Here is a 13500-nt window from a genome sequence, read left to right as displayed (position 1 = left end):
CCCTTGTGGCTGGCAGTCAGGGCCTTTGGAAGCTTGCGCACATGCCGCTGCTGGCAGCCCCCGGCCTGCGGGCCTGGCAAGGCAGCGGTCGGTCTCACCGTATGGCGGCCCTCTCCGGGCTTGTCCTGATCGGTCTTGGCCTGGCATCCGTGGCCGCTTTCGATGGGTTGATCGCAGGATTTGTCATGCTGGCCGGTTTGCTGATGGGTGCGGCATTGCTGCTTCCGGCCATCCTGTCGCGCTTGCTTGGATTCTGCGGCCGGCGGGCGCGAACACCCCTCGCCCAATGGGTTTGGGCCGACATGCAGGCCCAGTTGCCGGGTCTGTCGCTTGCGCTGATGGCGCTGCTGCTGGCGCTGGCGGCCAATATCGGCGTGGGGACCATGGTGTCGAGTTTTCGCCTGACCTTCCTTGGTTGGCTGGATCAACGTCTGGCTTCCGAACTCTACGTGACGGCGCAGGACGATCGGCAGGGTCGCGCCATTGCGGCCTGGCTGGACCCGCAGGTGGATGCCGTCCTGCCCATTCGCTGGGTCGAGCTTCGGCACGAAACCGGACCTCTGTTTCTGTACGGTATCATCGATCACGCCACCTATCGCGACAGCTGGCCTCTGATCGCAGCCGCGCCAGGGGCGTGGGACCGTCTGGCGGCCGGGACCGGCATTTTGATCAACGAACAGCTGGCCCGGCGCGCCGATCTGTGGCCGGGAGATTCCGTGGCTTTGTCGCAGGATTGGAATTTCAATATCGTCGGCGTCTATTCGGACTATGGCAACCCCACCGGGCAGGCGATCGTTTCCGAGGCGCAGTTGGTGACACGGTTCCCCGATGTTCCGAACCGGCGTTTCGGCATCCGGGTTGCGCCGGATCAGGCCACGAGGCTGGCGCAGGAGATTCGTCAACGCTTTGATCTGCCCGAGGGTGCCGTGGTCCACCAAGCCGCGGTGAAGGCGCAATCCCGAACGATCTTTGAAAAGACCTTTGTGGTCACGGCGGCGCTGAATGCCCTGACTCTGGGCGTTGCCGCCATCGCGATCCTGACCAGCCTGTTGACCCTGTGGAGCCAACGCCTGCCGCAGCTTGCGCCGGTCTGGGCCCTGGGCCTTCCGCGGATGCGGCTGGCGCAGCTGGAAGTCCTGCGGAGCATGATTCTTGCCGGCTTCACCGCTATTCTGGCGCTTCCGCTTGGCCTGTTACTCGCCTGGATCCTTCTGGCCGTCATCAATGTCGAAGCGTTCGGATGGAGACTGCCGATGCATGTGTTCCCGTTGGACTGGCTGCAACTGGGCGCGCTGGCTCTGCTGGCGGGGGCCGTCGCTGCCGTGATCCCTGCCCTCCGGCTGTATCGGTTGCCGCCGTCGGATCTGCTCAGGGTGTTCGCGAATGAACGTTAAAGTCCTCATGTTTCTTCTCTTCCTTCCCGCCGCGGCACTGGCGCAGGGCTTTGCCGGACTCGGCACCGAGGCGGAGGGGTTCGACATCCCCAGACGCGGCTACGTGTTCGACTTTCCCGCGGATCATGGCCCGCACCCCGCGTTCCGCATCGAGTGGTGGTACGTCACCGCCACGCTGACCGGGAATGACGGCCGGGACTATGGAATTCAATGGACGCTGTTCCGATCCGCTCTCAAGCCCTGGGATCAGGACGGGTGGCAGAGCCCGCAGCTCTGGATGGGTCACGCTGCGATCACGACACCCGACAGTCACATGTTCGCCGAACGCCTGTCGCGCGGCGGCATCGGGCAGGCGGGCGTCACGGCCAGCCCGTTCGAGGCCTGGATCGACGACTGGAAAATGGCCGGGCCCGACATGGACAGACTGACGCTGAGTGCACGCGGAGCGGACTTCCATTACACCCTGGATCTACATGCGAATGGGCCATTGGTGTTTCATGGCGATCGGGGCTATTCGGTGAAATCCGCCGACGGGCAGGCCAGCTATTACTATTCCCAGCCGTCCTATTCCGTGACCGGTACGCTGTATCTGCCCCAAGGCGACGTTCGGGTTCAAGGCTCGGCCTGGCTGGACCGAGAGTGGTCCTCTCAACCGCTGTCCGAGGATCAGACGGGTTGGGACTGGTTTTCCCTGAGTTTCGACAGCGGTGACAGGCTGATGGCGTTTCGTCTGCGCGGCGCGCGCGGCGATTTCACCTCGGCCACGTGGATCGCACCGGATGGATCGGCCGATCCCCTGCCCCACGGCGCGCTTGTCGCCACTCCGCTGGGCGAGACCACGGTCGCAGACCGGCAGATTCCGACCCAATGGCGGCTGCAACTGCCTGCACGAGGGTTGGATGTCGAAGTGACGCCGCTCTATCCCGGTGCATGGATGGGAACCTCGTTCCCCTATTGGGAAGGACCGGTCTATGTGACCGGCAGCCATAGAGGCCGGGGATACCTTGAAATGACCGGCTACGAATGACGGGCAGACGGCTCAGCGCACCACATAGACCGATACGCTGGAATGCCGCACGACCCGGCCGGCATTCGGCCCCAGCAGGTAATCCTTGAGATCCGGCTTGTGGGCGCCGATCACGATCAGGTCGCTGCCCGCATTCTGCGCCGTTTTCAGGATTTCCTGATAGGCCGTGCCCGTGGCGACGACATGCCGGACAGAGGCATTCCGTTCCTGGTCGAGCGCGCCTTCGCACAGGGCGACCAGCTTGTCGTGGGCCTCCTGCACCGCCTTTTCGTGAAAGCCGGATTCAAAGAAGTTCGACACCCAGCTTTCGCCGAAATCCGGCAGGACCGTCACGACATCCAGTTGCGCGCCGTCCAGATCGGCCAGCCTTGCCGCCTGCTGCAACACCGGAAGATCGGTATCGCCATTGCTTATGTCCACGGCGCAGAGTACGGATTTGGTCATGCGAGGACTCCTTGTCTGGCGGCGCGGCCGCGTTGCAGGAAGGCGATCAGCCCAAGCAGGATCAGTGCCGGAATGAACATCAGCTCCTTTGGCGGCTGTCTGGCGGGCGCAAGAACGCTGTCGATGCGAACAGGCTCGTCGGCGTAGAAGTCGAAATTGTCCAGATCCGAGGAGACCGGCGTTCCGAACATCGGTTCGTCCAGCTTCACCAACCCGTCCTCTTCCAGAAGCATGAGGCCAAAAGCATCCACGCGCGCTTCGCCGCCCTCTTCATCGCCGACATTCAGGACCACGGTCGTTTCGGTCATCTCGCCCGTGTCGAAATCCGGACCGACGACGTTCAGACGCAGTTCTGAACCGGGCGCGGCATCGCCGACGGCCTGAACAAAGCCGGCCGGTTCGATGATCTCATAAGGCGGCGACACGCGGTTCATGAAGAAATCCGGCCGGAACAGCGCAAAGGCCACCAGGATCAGCGCCACGCTTTCGTAGATTCGGCTGCGTGTCAGGAAATAGCCCATGGTGCCGGCGGTGAAGATCAGGATCGCTACGGTCGCCGAGATGGCGACGATGATCCCCTGCAACCACGTCACGTCGATCAGCAGCAGATCGGTGTTGAAGATGAACACGAACGGTAGCGCGACGGTGCGCAGCGAGTAGAAAAAGGCCGTGAACCCGGTGCGAATGGCATCGCCGCCCGACACCGCCGCCGCGGCAAAACTCGCCAGCCCCACAGGGGGCGTGACATCTGCCATGATCCCGAAATAGAAGACGAACAGGTGCACCGCGATCAGCGGCACGATCAATCCGTCCTGAGCGCCAAGCTCGACGACCACGCCGGCCATCAGAGAGCTGACCACGATGTAATTCGCCGTCGTCGGCAGGCCCATGCCCAGGATCAGACTCAGCAGACCCACCATCACCAGCATCAGGATCAGGTTGCCGCCCGACAGGAACTCGACCAGATCGGCCATCACCTGCCCCACACCGGTCAGCGTCACCGTGCCCACGATCACGCCGGCCGTGGCCGTGGCAAGCGCGATGCCGATCATGTTGCGGGCGCCGTCGATCAGGCCCTGCCAAAGGTCGTGGACTCCGTCCATGAAGGTCACGACCATGTTGGTCTGACCGCGAAACAGCGCCTTGAGCGGTTTCTGGGTGACGAGGATCACGAACAACAGCGCCGTCGCCCAGAATGCGGACAGGCCCGGCGACTTCTGCTCGATCATCAGGAAATAGACCAGCACGATGATCGGCAGCAGATAGTGCAGACCCGCCCTGTAGATGTCCTTGATGACCGGCAGCGTGACCTCGGTCGCGTTGGGATCGTCCGGTTCCAGGTCCGGCACCTGCGCCGCCAGATAGACCAGGGCGACATAGATCACCCCGACGATCGCGCTCAGGATCAGGCCGGACTGCGTCGGCGCCCAGGAGGTGATGGCCTCGACCGGGAATTGCGAGCCATAGCACAGCCCCGCGAAGACCAGGAAGAACGACAGCATACCGACGATCGTGCGGGCCAGGTGCACTTCGCGGTCGCCCAGCGTGGGCATGTTCTGTTTCACCGCCTCAAGGTGCACGATGTACACCAGCGCGATGTAGGAAATCGCGGCGGGCAGGAAGGCGTGGGTGATCACCTCGACATAGGAAATGCCCACATATTCCACCATCAGGAAGGCAGCTGCGCCCATCACTGGCGGCATGATCTGGCCGTTGACGGAAGAGGCGACCTCGACCGAGCCGGCCTGTTCCGAGGTAAAGCCCACGCGCTTCATCAGCGGAATGGTGAACGTGCCGGTTGTCACGACGTTTGCGATCGAAGATCCGGAAATCAGGCCCGTCGCCGCCGAGCCTACGACCGCCGCCTTGGCCGGACCGCCGCGCAGGTGCCCGAGTGCGCCAAACGCCATCTTGATGAAGTAGTTTCCGGCGCCCGCCTTGTCGAGCAGCGCGCCGAACAGGACGAACAGAAACACGAACTTGGTGGAAACGCCAAGCGCGATGCCGAACACGCCCTCGGAGGTGATCCACATGTGGCTCATGGCCTTTTGCAGGCTCGCCCCCTTCCAGCGGATGACCTCGGGCACCCATTCGGAGGCACCGAAGAAGACATAGACCAGAAAGATCGTCGCGATGATCGCCATGGCCGGGCCAAGCGCGCGGCGCGCGGCCTCGAACAGCAGCAGCAGACCGACGAGAGCGAACCACTTGTCTGTATCGTCGGCCAGACCGCCCGCATCGACGATCTTTTGATAGAAGATGTACCCATACAGTGCGATTCCAGCGCCCACGACCCCCATGATCCAGTCCTGGATCGGGATGTGGTCGCGCGGGCTGGACTTCAGCGCGGGATATGCCGCATAGGCCAGGAAGATCGCAAAGGCCAGATGGATCTGGCGCGAATTGTTGACGACGCTGCCCGGCAGAATGACGTTGGACAGGGGCGACGCCAGCACCACCTGAAACACCGACCAGATCACGGCCACGATGGCCAGGAACAGCCCGACTGCGCCAACGGGATCGCGGGCGCCCGCATCCGTGGAGGCGACAAGTTCCTGAAGTTCTTCTTCGGATAGCGGACGGTTGCCCTGCGGATCGGAGGTCATCGTCATGTCTCCCCTGACAGCCGCCTTTGGCGGCGGCTTTTCGTTCTGACAATCGACGCGAGGCGCCGGTCCGGCGCCTCGCTCCGGTGATGGCGGATCAGTTCAGCCACCCCTTTTCTTTGTAGTACTTCTCTGCGCCCGGATGCAGCGGAGCCGAAAGCCCGTCCTTGATCATCTCTTCCGGGGTCAGGTTGGCAAAGGCCGGGTGCAGTTTCTTGAAGTCGTCGAAATTCTCGAACACCGAAGATACGAGGGTGTAAACCGCATCATCCGACACGTTGGCCGAGGTGACGAGCGTCGCGCCGACGCCAAAGGTCTGAACGTCGTCCGGGTTGCCGCGATAGGTGCCGCCCACGATGGTCGCCTTGCGGTAGAAGGTGTTTTCATCCACCAGCCGGTCGATGCCCGGCCCCTCGACGCTGACGAGAACCGAGTCGCAGGCCGTGGTCGCTTCCTGAATCGAACCCGAGGGGTGCCCGACGGTATAGACCATCGCGTCGATCTGGTTGTCGCAGAGCGCGGCGGACTGTTCGGCCGCTTTCAACTCGGTGGCCAGCTCAAAATCCTGCATGCCCCATTCCTTGGCGGCCATGACCACTTCCATGGTGCCACGCTGTCCCGAACCGGGATTGCCCACGTTCACACGTTTGCCCTTGAGATCGTCGAAGGTCTTGATGCCCGAATCCGCGCGGGCAACCACAGTGAACGGTTCGGGATGGATCGAGAACACGGCGCGCAGGTCTTCGAACTTGCCGGCATCCTGGAACTTGGACGACCCGTTGTAGGCGTGGAACTGCCAGTCGGACTGCGCCACGCCGAATTCCAGTTCGCCCTCGCGGATCGTGTTGATGTTGTAGACGGATCCGCCGGTCGACTCGACCGAGCAGCGTACGCCATGTTCCTTGCGACCCTTGTTCACCAGACGGCAGATTGCACCACCGGTCGGATAATAGACGCCGGTCACGCCGCCGGTGCCGATGGTGATGAACTCCTCGGCGAAGGCCGCCGGAGCCATCAAGGCCGCGGTGACAAGAGCGCCAAGGCTGAGTTTGCTGGCATTTTTCATCAGAGAACTCCCAAGTTTCTTGTTCTGTTTACGAGAGATGAGCGCGCGCTTCTCATCAGAATGAGCACGCAAGGTCAACGATGGACCACGCCTGTCGGCAGGCGCAAATTGTTGAATTTTCAGTCTCTCCCGATGGCCCCGAGGGTTTCACCCGGATCACGAAGTTGTCAAGAGCACAGCGCAGAACGATTGTTCCGCGGCCGCAAATGTGCTGCCGGATCCGGAAAATTCCCCGCAAAGCGCCAGGTTTCCGGTTCCGGATCTTGGCCGGATCATCCTCTGCACGGTCCATGAGACAGGCAAAGAAAGCCGCTCTGGGCCTGATCGCACGATCTGATTGGGAGCCTTACGCCGCAAGGATGCCGCCGGTGACTGTGGTGCCCAAGGTGAGACTCGAACTCACACGCCCGTGAAGGCGGGGGATTTTGAATCCCCTGCGTCTACCATTCCGCCACTTGGGCCACGATCTTTGGATTAGCGCCCGATTTCGGGAAGGTCCAGAGGCAAATGCCGATATCCCGGCCGCCTTTTCAAGCGACAGCGGTTGACGCTGTGCCATGCGCGTGATTTGCCATGCACCCAAGTCTGATCGCTGGATACCGCACACGATGCTGCAATCGCTCTATGACCGGACCATCCGTCTGGCCGAACATCCCCATGCCTTGTGGGCGCTGGCCATCGTCGCGTTCGTGGAAAGCTCGTTCTTTCCGATCCCTCCGGATGTACTGATGATCCCGATGATTCTGGCGCGGCCGTCCAGGGCGTGGCTGATCGCCACGGTCGCGCTGGTGTCTTCGGTTCTCGGCGGGCTTCTCGGCTATGCCATCGGTGCATTCTTCTACGACAGCATCGGTCAGCCCATCCTGCAATCCATGGGCAAGGACGCGGCGATGGAGGAATTCAACACGCGCTTCAACGATTTCGGGTTCTGGGCGGTGCTGACGGCCGGGGTGACGCCGTTTCCCTACAAGGTCATCACCATCATGTCCGGCTGGACCGGCATGCCGCTGGGCACCTTCATCGCTACCTCGATTCTGGCGCGTGCCCTGCGGTTCTACGTGGTTGCCGGTTTGCTTTGGGGATTTGGCGAGCCGATCCGCGAGTTCATCGAAAAGCGCCTTGGATTGATGTTCACCTTGTTCATCGTGCTTCTGATCGGAGGCTTCATGCTGGTACGGTATCTGTGATGTCGAGAAACAGCCTGATCCTCGTGGCCCTGCTCGGGTCCGCGGCCATGCTTCTGGGGGCCTGGGGCTTTCAGCATCTGGGCGGCATGGCCCCGTGCAAGCTGTGCATCTGGCAGCGGTACCCGCATGGCGCGGCGGTTTTGATCGGCCTTGCCGCGCTGGCCCTGCCCGCGTTGCGTCTCCTGCCTTGGGCCGGTGCACTCGCGGCACTGACGACGGCCGCCATTGGGCTGTATCATACAGGGGTCGAACGCGGTTGGTGGGAAGGGCCGGCCACCTGCTCGGCCGGAGATATCGGCGGGCTGACCGCGCAGGAATTGATGGATCAGATCATGACCGCGCCGCTGGTGCGCTGTGACGAGGTTCCGTGGGAGATGTTCGGATTGTCGATGGCGAGCTGGAACGCGGTGGTCTCGCTGGGACTTGCCTTTGTCTGGATCGCCGCGGCCCGCGCCCGGTAGCGTCGTGGGTCACGCCTCCAGTTCGGCATCCCAATAGAGAAAGTCCATCCAGCTGTCATGCAGGTGGTTGGGCGGGAACTTGCGGCCGATATTGCGCAGTTCTTCCGCATGGGGCTGCCGTGGCGGTTTGCGCAAGGTCATGCCGGCCTGGCGCAGCGACTTGGAGCCCTTGCGCAGATTGCAGGTGCTGCACGCGGCGACGACGTTCTGCCAACTGGTCACGCCGCCGGCCGCCCTCGGCACGACATGATCGAAGGTCAGGTCGCCGCGCGCTCCGCAATACTGGCAGCGGAATTCGTCCCTCAGAAACAAATTGAAGCGCGTGAAGGCCACGCGCTTCTGGGGTTTCACATAGTCCTTGAGCACAACGACCGATGGTATTCGGATGACGGTACTCGGGCTGCGGACGACCTCGTCATATTCGGCCACGATGTCCACCCTGTCCAGCCAGGCCGCCTTGATCGCTTCCTGCCAGGGCCAGAGCGACAGGGGATAGTAGGAGAGCGGCCGGTAATCCGCGTTCAGGACCAAGGCGGGATGGTGTTTCAGCGCGCCTGGCTCCCTGACAAATTCGGTCCTGAAATCTCCATCCATGAGAGAATCGCTCCTCGCTCCGTACTGCCCGTTCGTGACACCAGAGCGGGGAGCACCCGCCCCAGCCTTAGTATGACTATATATCGTGTCAAAACTCTGACAAGCCCCGAGTTTTGCACAACATGTCGCTGATCGGATACGGCGAATCCGTAACAGCGGCATGACAGTTATCCACAGGTTGCCACATCCGGGTGCGGCGGGCTATGCCATGCCCCCATGTCCTGGTTCCTTCGCTTCAACAAACCTTACGATGTCCTGCCCCAATTCACCGACCGAGGCGGCATGGCCAGCCCCAGAAAAACGCTGGCGGATTTCATCGACCTGCCCGGCGTATACCCCGCCGGACGGCTGGATCGCGACAGCGAAGGCTTGATGCTGCTGACCGACGACGGGGCGTTGCAGGCCCGGATCTCTGATCCGAAACACAAGATGGCCAAGACCTATTGGGTTCAGGTCGAGGGCATTCCCGACGCCAAGGCGCTGAACGCCCTGCGCACGGGTGTCACTTTGAAGGACGGACCCACAAAGCCGGCCAAGGCGCGTCGAATCGAAGAGCCCGAAGGACTGTGGCCGCGCACGCCGCCGATCCGGGTCCGAAAATCGATTCCGGATTGCTGGATCGAACTGACGCTTCGCGAGGGCCGAAACCGTCAGGTGCGGCGGATGACGGCGGCCGTGGGGCATCCAACATTGCGTCTGATCCGCTGCCGGATCGGCGACTGGACCCTGGACGGTCTCGCTCCGGGAAGCTGGGAAAGCCTGCCGCGCCCAAAGGCCGGTGGTTCGTTGCCGAAACGAGGGCGGTGACGCGATCCGCGCCGGTCTGCTAGAGTGCCGTCATGAACGATCTGCCCCCGGCCCCTGCCCCATCCGCCATCCTCGAGGCGGCGCTTTATGCCGACGATCTCGAGGCCGCCGAAGCGTTCTATGGCACGCTCCTGGGGCTGGACCGAATTCAACGCATCGAAGGGCGGCATGTTTTCTACAGGGTCGGTGCCTCGGTCCTCTTGATCTTCAATCCCGAGCGGACAGAATTGCCGCCAGTAAATCCGCGGCTTCCGGTTCCGCCGCACGGCGCGCGCGGACCGGGGCATGTGTGCTTCACCCTGGCACGGGAGCATTTCCAGGCGATGCGCGCCCGGTTGACTGCGGCAGGTGTCGAGATCGACACGGAATTCGACTGGCCCAATGGGGCCCGGTCGCTCTATGTGCGTGACCCGGCCGGAAACTCCGTGGAGTTCGCGGAAAGCTGGCTTTGGGATTGACTGCAAGCGTCCAGACCACCGGAGAACTGGCGATTGCCGCTGACAGAGACCGGACCCCATGCTACCAAGCACCATGGATGCCCTCTACGACAGGATCGGTCTCAACTACGCGCATTTGAGGCGACCAGACCCGCGCATCGCGGCCCGGATCGATACCGCCCTTGGCGACGCCCCGACCGTCCTGAATGTCGGAGCCGGGTCCGGTTCGTATGAACCGGCCGGACGGCGGATCACGGCGGTCGAACCATCGGCGGAAATGATCGAACAACGTCCGGCTTCGGACGCGACGGTCATCCAAGGCCACGCGGAAACCCTGCCCTTCGACGACAAGGTCTTTGACGCGGCCATGGCCGTTCTGACCATTCACCACTGGACAGACAAGGTCAGGGGCGTCCGCGAAATGCGCCGTGTGACCCGCGGCAACCTTGTATTCCTGACCTACGACCCCGCATTCCGGGAATTCTGGCTGTTGGACTATTTTCCAGGCCTCGCGGCGCTGGACGACGGCCAGATGCCAAGGATGACGGATTTCGAGACTTGGCTGGGGCCGGTCGAGATCTCCCCCGTGCCGATCCCGCATGATTGCACCGACGGGTTTCTTGCGGCCTACTGGCGACGTCCGGCAGCCTATCTCGACAAAAAGGTGCGCGCCGCGATTTCGTCCTTTTGGAAACTCGACGACATATCCGAGGGCCTCGGACGGCTGGATGCGGATCTGAGCAGCGGTGCCTGGGCGCGGCGGCATTCTGACCTGATGAACCGTGACGAGCTCGACTGCGGCTACCGGTTGGTCGTGGCGCGGTGACGGCGGCTGCTGACCGGTCCTCGGCTCAAAGGCTCAGCTTGTCGCGCATGAAAGCCAGCGCCACGCTCAGCCCGTCAGGCGCGATACCGTGGCCGGTGCCCTTCATGACATGGGCATAGACTTCCTTGAACCCGGCCTTCTGCAGCGCCTCGGCGGCTTCCGGCAGCGATTGCGGCGGCACGACATCGTCGGAATCGCCATGCACCAACAGGACGGGCATCCGGCTGACCACCTCATCCGCCAGCAGATCGGGCTCCAGCAAACGACCGGAAAAGGCGACGATCCCGGCAACCGGATCGGGGCGGCGCGGCGCGACATGCAGGCTCATCATCGTGCCCTGGCTGAACCCGAACAGAACCACCTGTTCGGGCAACAGATCCTCATCGACCATCAGCGCGTCGAGAAAGGCGTTGAGATCCTCGACCGCCCGCTCCATGCCCAGCCGGGCCTCTTCCTGCGACGAGCCGTCGATCCACGGAATCGGGAACCACTGAAAGCCAAAGGGCATTCCCGGTATGGTCTCGGGCGCATCGGGCGCGACGAACAGCGTGTCGGGCAGATGCTCGCCCAGCACGTCGGCCAGCCCCAGCAGATCGGCGCCATTCGCGCCGTAGCCGTGCACAAACACGACCGCCGAGCGCGTCGTCCCCGAAACCGGCCCCTTGCGGCCCGCATTCAATACCCGAGTCATCTGATCCCTTCCCTGTCCTTCGCAACGCGGTAATAGGCCCAGAGCACACGGGCCGCAACCGAGCGCCAGGGCGACCAAGCTTCGGCCATTTGCCGCAGTTCCCTGTCCGTTGGCCTGTCCGGCAGGTCGTAGAGGATCCGGGCCGCCTCCTGCAACGCCAGATCACCCGGCGCGATCACATCGGCCCGGCCCAGCGAGAACATGGCATAGATCTCGGCGGTCCAGACGCCGATCCCCGGCACTTCCGTCAGGATCGCGACGACTTCCTGATCCGGCATCGCACGCAGCGCCTTGTAGTCGATGCGCGCTGCGGCCAACGCCCGGGCATAGCGGATCTTTTGCCGGCTCAGCCCGACCTCCCTGAGATCGTCGTCTGAGGCCCACCTGATCTTGCGCGGTCCGGTCAGACCCGCCGCCCGCATCCGGTTCCAGATCGCATTGGCCGAGGCGACGCTCACCTGCTGGCTTACGATCGCGCTGAGAAGCTGTGCGAATCCGTCGGGGCGACGGCGCAGCGGCAAGGGACCGGTTCGGGTCATCGCATGGGCCATGCGCGGGCACTGGTCGGCCAACCACGCCGCCCCTTCTGCCACGCAATCCGGCGTTTCGATGATCCGGCCGACGCTCATGCGATACCTCCGACACTTGGGACGCTACGTCGGGCACGGTAGGGTGATGGGCGCCACATGCAACCCGCTTGTGCACCAGCGAATTCACCGGTACCCATGCGGCCATGACGCTGGTTGCCTCGGACCCGGACAACAGAACCGCCAAAAGGAACGTGATCGTCCTGGTTGGCGCACAGGCCATTCTGGGCGCGCAGATGCCGATGATCTTCACCATCGGCGGGCTGGCCGGGCAATCTCTGGCCAGCAACCCCTGCCTCGCCACTCTGCCCATTTCGCTGATCGTCCTGGGGTCGATGCTGGCGGCCACTCCGATTTCGGCCATAATGCAGCGATGGGGCCGGCGCGCCGGATTCTTCGTCGGCGCGGCGGCCGGGGCCTGCGGCGGTGTTGTCGGCGCCTACGGCTTGTATCTGGGCTCGTTTCCCGTCTTTCTGCTCGGCAGCCTGCTGACCGGCATCTACATGAGCGCGCACGGTTTTTACCGCTTTGCAGCTGCCGACACCGCGTCGGACGACTTCCGCCCCAAGGCGATCTCGCTGGTGATGGCCGGCGGACTGGCTGCGGCCATCATTGGGCCGCAGATCGTGAAACTGACTTCGCAAGCCTATGTCATTCCGTTTCTCGGCACATATTTTGCGGTCATCGCGGTCAATGTCTTCGGCTCGCTGCTGTTCCTCTTCCTGGACATTCCCACCCCACCGAAGCCAAGCGCGGAATCGCCGCGCGGCCGGAGCCGGTTGGAGCTGCTCAGGACACCGCGCATCGCCGTCGCCGTGATCTGCGCCATGGTCTCCTACGCCCTCATGAACCTTGTCATGACCTCGACGCCGCTGGCGGTCGTCGGATGCGGCTATACCGAGGGCAACGCGGCCGATGTTGTCAGCAGCCATGTCCTGGCGATGTATGTTCCCAGTTTCTTCACCGGCCATCTCATCGCCCGGTTCGGCGTCGAAAAGATCGTGGCCGCCGGATTGGCCATTCTGGCCGGAGCGGGTCTGGTGGCGTTGCAGGGCGTCGATCTGGACAATTTTTTCGTGGCGCTGATCCTGCTTGGCGTCGGCTGGAATTTCGGCTTCATCGGCGCGACCACGATGCTGGCCGGCGCGCATGAAGTTCACGAACGGGGGCGGATGCAGGGGCTGAACGACCTGCTGGTGTTCGGAGGCGTCACTCTGGCGTCGTTGGCCTCGGGCGGGCTGATGAACTGCTCGGGCGGCTCGCCGGTCGAGGGCTGGACGGCCGTCAACCTTGCGATGATCCCTCTGCTCACCCTCGCCGGTGGCGCGCTGCTGTGGCTGGTCCTGCGACCCGAGGATCCCGAAACCGCCTGA

General features: G+C 63.2%; 14 protein-coding genes and 1 tRNA gene. 8 read left to right on the top strand and 7 right to left on the bottom strand.

Annotation, left to right across the window (positions count from 1 at the left end; translation table 11 throughout):
• Both AC2FNJ_RS07525 and AC2FNJ_RS07520 read left to right on the top strand, forming a co-directional pair.
• On the top strand, window positions 1–1394 hold a 1394-nt coding region (locus AC2FNJ_RS07525; protein WP_496763600.1), incomplete at its 5' end, for an FtsX-like permease family protein.
• Window positions 1384–2421, top strand: coding sequence for a lipocalin-like domain-containing protein (locus tag AC2FNJ_RS07520; protein ID WP_496763599.1), 1038 nt, complete (start codon window positions 1384–1386; stop codon window positions 2419–2421). The genes AC2FNJ_RS07525 and AC2FNJ_RS07520, both read left to right, overlap by 11 nt.
• Window positions 2422–2433: 12 nt before the next feature.
• On the opposite strand, the gene AC2FNJ_RS07515 is transcribed toward AC2FNJ_RS07520, so the two are convergent.
• From AC2FNJ_RS07515 to AC2FNJ_RS07500, 4 genes are all read right to left on the bottom strand, one after another.
• The gene (locus AC2FNJ_RS07515) at window positions 2434–2865 is read right to left on the bottom strand and encodes a universal stress protein (RefSeq protein ID WP_496763598.1); all 432 of its coding nucleotides are present in this window, start codon (window positions 2863–2865) and stop codon (window positions 2434–2436) included.
• The gene (locus tag AC2FNJ_RS07510) at window positions 2862–5471 is read right to left on the bottom strand and encodes a TRAP transporter permease (protein WP_496763597.1); all 2610 of its coding nucleotides are present in this window, start codon (window positions 5469–5471) and stop codon (window positions 2862–2864) included. Before AC2FNJ_RS07510 ends, AC2FNJ_RS07515 begins: the two co-directional genes overlap by 4 nt.
• A 97-nt stretch (window positions 5472–5568) precedes the next feature.
• Entirely contained in the window at window positions 5569–6537 is a 969-nt protein-coding gene (locus AC2FNJ_RS07505) for a TAXI family TRAP transporter solute-binding subunit (RefSeq protein WP_496763596.1), read from the bottom strand.
• A gap of 375 nt (window positions 6538–6912) precedes the next feature.
• A tRNA-Leu gene (locus AC2FNJ_RS07500) sits at window positions 6913–6998 on the bottom strand.
• 147 nt (window positions 6999–7145) lie between these two features.
• On the opposite strand from AC2FNJ_RS07500, the gene AC2FNJ_RS07495 reads away from it, so the two are divergent.
• Both AC2FNJ_RS07495 and AC2FNJ_RS07490 read left to right on the top strand, forming a co-directional pair.
• On the top strand, window positions 7146–7724 hold the full coding sequence (locus AC2FNJ_RS07495) for a YqaA family protein (protein ID WP_496763595.1): 579 nt from the start codon (window positions 7146–7148) through the stop codon (window positions 7722–7724).
• Window positions 7724–8185: a disulfide bond formation protein B gene (locus AC2FNJ_RS07490; protein ID WP_496763594.1), complete on the top strand. Its 462-nt coding sequence runs from the start codon at window positions 7724–7726 to the stop codon at window positions 8183–8185. The genes AC2FNJ_RS07495 and AC2FNJ_RS07490 overlap by 1 nt, the downstream gene beginning before the upstream one ends.
• 9 nt (window positions 8186–8194) lie before the next feature.
• Here AC2FNJ_RS07490 and AC2FNJ_RS07485 read toward each other — a convergent pair whose 3' ends face one another.
• A complete protein-coding gene (locus AC2FNJ_RS07485) occupies window positions 8195–8779 on the bottom strand; it encodes an HNH endonuclease (RefSeq protein ID WP_496763593.1) in 585 nt (194 codons plus the stop codon).
• A gap of 216 nt (window positions 8780–8995) precedes the next feature.
• On the opposite strand from AC2FNJ_RS07485, the gene AC2FNJ_RS07480 reads away from it, so the two are divergent.
• Genes AC2FNJ_RS07480 through AC2FNJ_RS07470 form a run of 3 tightly spaced genes read left to right on the top strand, consistent with a single transcriptional unit; the run spans window position 8996 to window position 10849 of the window.
• Window positions 8996–9586 (top strand): pseudouridine synthase, encoded by a 591-nt coding sequence (locus AC2FNJ_RS07480; RefSeq protein WP_496763592.1) that lies wholly within the window; start codon window positions 8996–8998, stop codon window positions 9584–9586.
• 32 nt (window positions 9587–9618) lie between these two features.
• Window positions 9619–10044 (top strand): VOC family protein, encoded by a 426-nt coding sequence (locus AC2FNJ_RS07475; RefSeq protein ID WP_496763591.1) that lies wholly within the window; start codon window positions 9619–9621, stop codon window positions 10042–10044.
• A gap of 58 nt (window positions 10045–10102) precedes the next feature.
• Window positions 10103–10849 carry a class I SAM-dependent methyltransferase gene (locus tag AC2FNJ_RS07470; protein WP_496763590.1) on the top strand — a complete coding sequence of 249 codons (747 nt, stop codon included), beginning with the start codon at window positions 10103–10105 and terminating at the stop codon, window positions 10847–10849.
• A 25-nt stretch (window positions 10850–10874) separates the two neighbouring features.
• On the opposite strand, the gene AC2FNJ_RS07465 is transcribed toward AC2FNJ_RS07470, so the two are convergent.
• Entirely contained in the window at window positions 10875–11540 is a 666-nt protein-coding gene (locus tag AC2FNJ_RS07465) for an alpha/beta hydrolase (RefSeq protein ID WP_496763589.1), read from the bottom strand.
• Window positions 11537–12169, bottom strand: coding sequence for a DNA-3-methyladenine glycosylase family protein (locus tag AC2FNJ_RS07460; protein WP_496763588.1), 633 nt, complete (start codon window positions 12167–12169; stop codon window positions 11537–11539). The genes AC2FNJ_RS07465 and AC2FNJ_RS07460 overlap by 4 nt, the downstream gene beginning before the upstream one ends.
• Window positions 12170–12273: 104 nt before the next feature.
• Here AC2FNJ_RS07460 and AC2FNJ_RS07455 point away from each other — a divergent pair, with 104 nt between their 5' ends.
• On the top strand, window positions 12274–13500 hold the full coding sequence (locus tag AC2FNJ_RS07455; protein WP_496763604.1) for an MFS transporter: 1227 nt from the start codon (window positions 12274–12276) through the stop codon (window positions 13498–13500).

This window comes from Ruegeria sp. BHSB196, assembly GCF_059613135.1.
This window is presented reverse-complemented; position numbering and strand designations above follow the sequence as displayed.

Excerpts from the sequence above, each read along its gene's own strand:
- AC2FNJ_RS07485 (WP_496763593.1), bottom strand. The coding sequence starts at position 8,779 with ATGGATGGAGATTTCAGGACCGAATTTGTCAGGGAGCCAGGCGCGCTG.
- AC2FNJ_RS07515 (WP_496763598.1), bottom strand. The coding sequence starts at position 2,865 with ATGACCAAATCCGTACTCTGCGCCGTGGACATAAGCAATGGCGATACC.
- AC2FNJ_RS07455 (WP_496763604.1), top strand. The coding sequence starts at position 12,274 with ATGACGCTGGTTGCCTCGGACCCGGACAACAGAACCGCCAAAAGGAAC.
- AC2FNJ_RS07465 (WP_496763589.1), bottom strand. The coding sequence starts at position 11,540 with ATGACTCGGGTATTGAATGCGGGCCGCAAGGGGCCGGTTTCGGGGACG.
- AC2FNJ_RS07460 (WP_496763588.1), bottom strand. The coding sequence starts at position 12,169 with ATGAGCGTCGGCCGGATCATCGAAACGCCGGATTGCGTGGCAGAAGGG.
- AC2FNJ_RS07505 (WP_496763596.1), bottom strand. The coding sequence starts at position 6,537 with ATGAAAAATGCCAGCAAACTCAGCCTTGGCGCTCTTGTCACCGCGGCC.
- AC2FNJ_RS07480 (WP_496763592.1), top strand. The coding sequence starts at position 8,996 with ATGTCCTGGTTCCTTCGCTTCAACAAACCTTACGATGTCCTGCCCCAA.
- AC2FNJ_RS07470 (WP_496763590.1), top strand. The coding sequence starts at position 10,103 with ATGCTACCAAGCACCATGGATGCCCTCTACGACAGGATCGGTCTCAAC.
- AC2FNJ_RS07520 (WP_496763599.1), top strand. The coding sequence starts at position 1,384 with ATGAACGTTAAAGTCCTCATGTTTCTTCTCTTCCTTCCCGCCGCGGCA.
- AC2FNJ_RS07490 (WP_496763594.1), top strand. The coding sequence starts at position 7,724 with ATGTCGAGAAACAGCCTGATCCTCGTGGCCCTGCTCGGGTCCGCGGCC.
- AC2FNJ_RS07510 (WP_496763597.1), bottom strand. The coding sequence starts at position 5,471 with ATGACCTCCGATCCGCAGGGCAACCGTCCGCTATCCGAAGAAGAACTT.
- AC2FNJ_RS07475 (WP_496763591.1), top strand. The coding sequence starts at position 9,619 with ATGAACGATCTGCCCCCGGCCCCTGCCCCATCCGCCATCCTCGAGGCG.
- AC2FNJ_RS07495 (WP_496763595.1), top strand. The coding sequence starts at position 7,146 with ATGCTGCAATCGCTCTATGACCGGACCATCCGTCTGGCCGAACATCCC.